We start from the raw sequence: 6,236 nt of genomic DNA, 5'->3' as shown, positions 1-6,236 counted from the left end.
GCCATCCGCCAGCGGTTGCGCAGGCGGATGGCGGCGCGCAGCAGGCGGCGATGGCGCCCGGTCCATTCGGGCACGCCGCCGAACAGACGGGTGCGGGTGGGCACGCCTTTGATCTCGTGGCGCTGGGCGAGGTATTCGGTCTTGATGAGCGTCATGTCGACCGCGCTCGGGCATTCCTTCTTGCAGGCCTTGCACGACACGCACAGGTCCATGGCCGCGTCCAGCCGCGGATCGGCGAAGGCGGCGGCATCGGAGCCGTCGTTGAGCGCGGCCTTGAAGGCGGCCACCCGCGCTTCGGTGGAATGGGCGGTGTCGCCGGTGATGCGGTAGGACGGGCACATCACCCCTTTGCCGAGATTGCGACAATCGCGGCTGTGCATGCACACCGCCACCGCTTTCGCATCATTTCCGCCGGTTGCAGGGATTCCAGAGTGGGCGTCGCCGATGCCGTAGATGTCGTATGCCGACCAGTCGAGGAAGGTCTTCATGCCGCAAGCTCCCGCCGCCGCCCTTACACCATCGGCCCCGGTCTTTGACCGGTGCCAAGTGGATTCGCTCAGGCGCCGCGCGGCCTTGACCAAAGGCCCGTGAGCTAGGCTCACAGGCCCAACGGCGGGTGGCGGGGGTCAGACCGCCGGCGCGGCGCCCCCGTCGAGGCCGAGCCCCGCGATGAGCTCGAAGGAGCGCAGGCGCAGGATGGGGTCGAAGATGTCGGACACCACCATCACCTCGTCCACGCCGGTCTCTTCAATGAACGCGGACAGGCCCGCCCGCACGGTGTCGGGGCCACCGACCACGGAGCGGGCGAGCATGCGCTGCGCCTGGGCCTTCTCCGCCGGGCTCCAATAGGTCTCGATGTCGTCGATGGGGGGCAGGCTCAGCCCGCGTGCGCCGCGGAAGATGTTGGTGAACGACATCTGCTGGGTGGTGGCGAGCCGCCGGGCGTCAGCGTCGCTGTCGGCGGCGATCACATTGATGCCGGCCATGGCGTGGGGCCGTTGCAGCGCCGCCGAGGGCTTGAACCGGCCGCGGTAGACGTGCAGCGCCTCCATGAGCTGGTCGGGCGCGAAATGGGAGGCGAAGGCGTAGGGAAGGCCCAGCTCAGCGGCAAGGTGCGCGCCGAAGGTGGAGGAGCCGAGGATCCACAACGGCACCTCGACCCCCGCCGCCGGCACCGCCTGGAGCGTCTGGCCGGGTTGGACGGGCTGGAAATAGGCTTGCAGCTCGAGGACATCCTGCGGAAAGCGCTCGGCATCGGCATAGGTGCGGCGCAGGGCGCGGAAGGTGGCCTGGTCGGTCCCCGGCGCCCGCCCGAGCCCAAGGTCGATGCGGCCGGGAAACAGGCGGGCGAGGGTGCCGAACTGCTCGGCCACCACCATGGGGGAATGATTCGGCAGCATGATGCCGCCAGCCCCCACCCGCAGGGTGGAGGTGCCGGCCGCGATATGGCCGATTACCACCGCGGTGGCGGCGGAGGCGATGCCCGGCATGTTGTGATGCTCCGCCACCCAGAAGCGGCGATAGCCCCAGCGCTCCGCGTGGGTCGCGAGGTCGCGGGCATTGTCGAGCGCCGCGCGAGCGTCGCCATCCACGGTGACGCGGACGAGATCAAGGATCGAGAAAGCGGTCATGAAGGCCCCGAGATTGGCTGCACAGCCTGCGCCGCCCCCCGCGCATGAAACGCATGTAACACGAAACGCATGTAAGCCGTGTCGCCCGGCATTCAATCGTCTGGTGGGTCAAAAACAGGCCGCCTTAACACTGTCGCGCGCGCCCTAGCCGCGTGATCCTCGCGCCGCGATGGGCGGAACTGGTGCCGGCTGAGGGGATCGAACCCCCGACCTTCGGTTTACAAAACCGCTGCACTACCGCTGTGCTAAGCCGGCCCAACTCGATCTTGAAAAGCCCGTCGCGGTGGCGGCGCGGCGGGCCGGCCCGGGGGCATCTCGTCCCGCTGCCGACGCCGCCTTCTTCTCTCGCCCGGCCGTCGGCGTCAAGCGGGAGGCGCGTTGAGGCCGACGGCCGCGAGGCGGGGCAGAGCAGGCACCTGCAAAAAAAGCGGCCCCGCACCGTGCGGGGCCGTCCCGGGAGGGGCGCGGCGGCAGGCGCCGCGCCAGAGGTTTCTTTGAGGCACTCAGTGCCAGTGATCGATGTTGCGGTCCTTGGTCTCGGGCACGAACAGGAGACCGATGACGAAGGTCATCAACGCAATCACGATCGGATACCAGAGGCCAAAATAGATGTCTCCGGTGGCCGCCACCATGGCGAAAGACGTCGCAGGCAGAAGGCCGCCGAACCAGCCGTTACCGATGTGATAGGGCAGCGACATGGAGGTGTAGCGGATGCGCGCGGGGAACAGTTCCACCAGCGCCGCCGCGATGGGGCCGTACACCATGGTGACGAACAGCACCAGGATGAACAAAAGCCCGATCACTGCCGCCACCTGCGGGCGGAAGATGTCGAACGGGTGGGCCATCTTCACCACTTCACTGTTCGCGCCGGCCTTCGGATAGCCCGCATCCTGCAGAGCGGTGATGGCATTCTTCGAAAAATCCGGGCCGAACGGCACGGTCTGCTCGTTCACCTTCAATTCCACCGGGCTGTCGGGGGCGCCGGGCGCGGTGCCATACTTCACGCCGGTTTTGGCCAGGAAGTCACGGGCGACATCACACGGCTGGGTATAGACGCGGGTGCCGACGGGATTGAACAGGGAGCCGCAATTGCCGGGGTCGGCCACCACGGTTACCCGCACGTTCTGAACCGCCCGCTCCAGGGGCGGGTTGGCATAGGTGGTGATGAGGTTGAACAGGGGGAAGTAGCTCGCCGCCGCGATCAGGCAGCCGGCGAGGATGATGGGCTTTCTGCCGATCTTGTCCGACAGCCAGCCGAAGAACACGAAGAACAGGGTGCCGAACACCAGCGACCAGGCGATCAGCAGGTTGGAGGTGTAGCCATCCACCTTGAGGATCGATTGCAGAAAGAACAGGGCATAGAACTGGCCCGTGTACCAGACCACGCCCTGGCCCGCGACCAAGCCGAACAGGGCGATCAGAACCACTTTCATGTTGCCCCAGTGGCCGAAGGCTTCCGACAGCGGCGCCTTGGAGGTGGTTCCCTCCTCCTTCATCCGCTTGAAGGTGGGCGATTCGGACAGTTGCAGGCGAATCCACACCGAAATGCCGAGCAGCAGCACCGAGACCAGGAACGGCACGCGCCAGCCCCAGTCGCGGAATGCCTCTTCGCCCGTCAGGGTGCGGGTGACGAGGATGACGATGAGCGACAGGAACAGGCCGAGCGTCGCGGTGGTCTGGATCCAGGAGGTATAGAAGCCGCGCCGGCCGTGGGGCGCGTGCTCGGCCACATAGGTGGCGGCGCCGCCGTATTCACCGCCGAGCGCAAGGCCTTGCAAGAGACGCAGCGCGATCAGAATCACCGGCGCGAGGATGCCGATGGCGGCGGCACTGGGCAGGATGCCCACCAGGAAGGTGGACAGGCCCATGATGAGAATGGTGATGAGGAAGGTGTATTTGCGCCCGACCATGTCGCCGAGCCGGCCGAACACCAGGGCGCCGAAGGGGCGCACCAGAAAGCCCGCCGCGAAGGCCAGCAATGCGAAGATGTCGCGCGTCGCCGGCGGGTAGGCGGAGAAGAACTGGGCGCCGATGATCGCCGCCAGTGAGCCGTAAAGATAGAAATCATACCATTCGAAGACGGTGCCGAGGGACGAAGCGAAGATCACCCGCTTCTCTTCTCGGGTCATGGGGCGAGGGGCTGCCGCCGCCCGCGCGGTCGTTACGCTCATGGACATGTCCTCCCACGTGGACGCCCCGGCCGTGTTCCCCCGGCGGGGCTGAGCTCAGGCTTTCGCGCTGCCGGGGCGCGTGCCGGATGGAGAGGCCACATCAAAAACGCTGCGCGCAGGGCGGGGTCGGCCGGCCTGCGGCAATGACGGGGCGTTCCTCCTTCGGCCCGACCGTCCGCCTCTTGGTTTGGGCGGTGCGGCAAAGCTGGGCGCGCATGCGCCTGCCGTCATTGTGGCGGGGATGAGGCGTTTCGACGATAGTCTATTAGTCTTAGGTGCAATGCCGCAACGGGATGTCGAGCGGTACCGTCATGGCGCTTAACGCTGAAACGCTGGCTCAGCCCCGCTTCAGGGCATGACGGGCCATGCCCAGGGACAGGGCGGCGGCATTGGAGACGTTCAGGCTCTTGATGGCGCCGGGCAGGTCGATTCGCGCCAGGACGTGGCAGGTCTCGCGGGTGAGCTGGCGCAGGCCCTTGCCCTCCGCCCCGAGCACCAGGGCAAGCGGCGCGTGGAGGGGGGTATCTTCCAGGTCGGCGGCGCCTTCGCTGTCGAGGCCCACCACCAGCATGCCGTTGTCCTTCAGTTCGTTGAGGGCGCGGGCGAGGTTCTGCACCAGGCAGATGGGCACATGTTCCAGGCCACCGGAGGCGCTCTTGGCGAGCACGCCGGTGGCCACCGGGCTGTGGCGCGCGGTGGTGACGATGGCGCTCACCGCGAATGCCGCGGCCGAGCGCACGATGGCGCCCACATTGTGCGGGTCGGTGATCTGGTCCAGCACCAGGACCAGATCGGTCTTGGCGATATCCTTCAGGCGCGGGGAGGGCAGGTGGTCCACCTCCGCCAGAAGTCCCTGGTGCACGGCATCGGCACCCACCAGCTTGTCGATCTCGGAGGGACGCACGATTTCGGGCTCCACCGGCAGGGTGAAGCCGGCCTCGACCAGCCGATGGGCCGCGTTTTCGGTGGCGAGGATCTTGCGGAAATGCCGGTTGGGATTGGCGAGCGCCTCGGCCACCGTGTGCCAGCCATACAGCAGGGCCACATCGTCCTCACCGGACCAGCCCGGAGCCCCGCCCTTGGCCGGGCGGCGCGGTCCGCCACGCGGTCCTTCTCCCTTGCCAGCGAAAGGCCGCCGGGGACCGGAAGGACGGAAGGGCTTATGGGGAGAGTCTGCCATGGGCGAGGCTTTGTCAGAGCCGGCGCCCGCGCGCAAGCCCTTCGCACGCGGGCCTGGACCCCAAATCCTGCGCAAGATCGGGCGCGGCCCGCGAAATAAGATCGGGCGCGGCGCGAAAGAGGGAGGCGGTGCCGGTTGCCGGGTCCGGAACCTGCCGGCCGCGGCGTCGTCCACAGGCCGGTGTCGACCACGCGCTTTTGCGGTTGACTTGAGCGAAGGCGGCTTACATAAACCCGGTCCTCAGCCGGTGGCCCGAGCGTCTCGCGTCGCCAACGGCCGCCAGACAACGGCGCGATTCGCATGCGGATCCGCCGATGTCGTGCCGGGCTGAGCCATCCCACGGGATGGACTCGACGACGGGCCGTCGTATGGAGGGGTGCCCGAGTGGTTAAAGGGGACGGACTGTAAATCCGTTGGCTCTGCCTACGTTGGTTCGAATCCAACCCCCTCCACCACCCGTCGTCGCGTGTGCCGGAGTGCGGCTGCCTTGGGAAGAAGGCGGCTGCGGTTCCCGGTGGCGTTGATCCGTTCGCCACGCCGCCTTGCCACGGCTTCAGCCGGGGCATTCGCCGGGTGGTGGCCAAAGGGACGCCGAGCGCCACCGGTGTGATGCGGAGCCGATCCGGCCGTGTTGCTCCAAGCGTGCGCGGGGCGTCTTCCGCAGGTGCGGCGAGCGTGTTATGGCTCACCGCGAGGCGGGTGTAGCTCAATGGTAGAGCAGCAGCCTTCCAAGCTGAATACGAGGGTTCGATTCCCTTCACCCGCTCCAATCCTCATGTGATTCGCCGGCAAGGCTTTCGCACCTCGCAGCGCGGGTCTTGCATCCCGGCGCGAAACCCCCTATCCCACGGCGGCTTTTTTTGCGGCCCGTGCGGGCGCCCGACCGACTGAGAGAGAACGATGGCCAAAGAGAAGTTCAACCGTTCGAAGCCGCACTGCAACATCGGCACCATTGGTCACGTCGACCATGGCAAGACCTCGCTGACCGCTGCGATCACCAAGGTTCTGGCCGAGACCGGCGGCGCCACCTTCACCGCCTACGACCAGATCGACAAGGCGCCGGAAGAGAAGGCGCGCGGCATCACGATCTCGACCGCGCACGTCGAGTATGAGACCGCGAACCGCCACTATGCGCACGTCGACTGCCCCGGGCATGCCGACTATGTGAAGAACATGATCACCGGCGCGGCGCAGATGGATGGCGCGATCCTGGTGGTGTCGGCCGCCGACGGCCCCATGCCGCAGACCCGCGAG

The 6,236-nt window shown here is 67.2% G+C and carries 5 protein-coding genes and 3 tRNA genes; 3 read left to right on the top strand and 5 right to left on the bottom strand.

Annotation, left to right across the window (positions count from 1 at the left end; genetic code table 11):
• The 5 genes from HUW53_RS21620 to rlmB form a co-directional block, all read right to left on the bottom strand.
• Positions 1-488 (bottom strand): 4Fe-4S dicluster domain-containing protein (locus HUW53_RS21620; protein WP_237347810.1); only part of this gene is annotated, 488 nt, incomplete at its 3' end.
• Between the two features lie 138 nt (positions 489-626).
• A complete protein-coding gene (locus tag HUW53_RS21615) occupies positions 627-1,631 on the bottom strand; it encodes an LLM class flavin-dependent oxidoreductase (RefSeq protein ID WP_237347809.1) in 1,005 nt (334 codons plus the stop codon).
• A gap of 180 nt (positions 1,632-1,811) precedes the next feature.
• Positions 1,812-1,886, bottom strand: a tRNA-Thr gene (locus HUW53_RS21610).
• A gap of 248 nt (positions 1,887-2,134) precedes the next feature.
• Positions 2,135-3,802, bottom strand: coding sequence for an MFS transporter (locus HUW53_RS21605; RefSeq protein ID WP_237347808.1), 1,668 nt, complete (start codon positions 3,800-3,802; stop codon positions 2,135-2,137).
• Between the two features lie 337 nt (positions 3,803-4,139).
• A complete protein-coding gene (gene rlmB / locus HUW53_RS21600; RefSeq protein ID WP_237347807.1) occupies positions 4,140-4,982 on the bottom strand; it encodes a 23S rRNA (guanosine(2251)-2'-O)-methyltransferase RlmB in 843 nt (280 codons plus the stop codon).
• A gap of 370 nt (positions 4,983-5,352) precedes the next feature.
• On the opposite strand from rlmB, the gene HUW53_RS21595 reads away from it, so the two are divergent.
• The 3 genes from HUW53_RS21595 to HUW53_RS21585 all read left to right on the top strand — a co-directional run.
• Positions 5,353-5,437: transfer RNA gene (locus HUW53_RS21595), tRNA-Tyr, on the top strand.
• 240 nt (positions 5,438-5,677) lie between these two features.
• Positions 5,678-5,751: transfer RNA gene (locus tag HUW53_RS21590), tRNA-Gly, on the top strand.
• 131 nt (positions 5,752-5,882) lie between these two features.
• Positions 5,883-6,236: GTP-binding protein (locus HUW53_RS21585; protein ID WP_237347806.1), on the top strand; the 354-nt coding region annotated here is incomplete at its 3' end.

Source organism: Xanthobacter agilis, assembly GCF_021730435.1.
GTDB classification, from domain to species: Bacteria; Pseudomonadota; Alphaproteobacteria; order Rhizobiales; family Xanthobacteraceae; genus Xanthobacter; species Xanthobacter agilis.
This window is presented reverse-complemented; position numbering and strand designations above follow the sequence as displayed.

Coding starts and splice junctions, on each gene's coding strand:
- HUW53_RS21605 (WP_237347808.1), bottom strand. CDS start 3,802: ATGAGCGTAACGACCGCGCGGGCGGCGGCAGCCCCTCGCCCCATGACC.
- HUW53_RS21615 (WP_237347809.1), bottom strand. CDS start 1,631: ATGACCGCTTTCTCGATCCTTGATCTCGTCCGCGTCACCGTGGATGGC.
- rlmB (WP_237347807.1), bottom strand. CDS start 4,982: ATGGCAGACTCTCCCCATAAGCCCTTCCGTCCTTCCGGTCCCCGGCGG.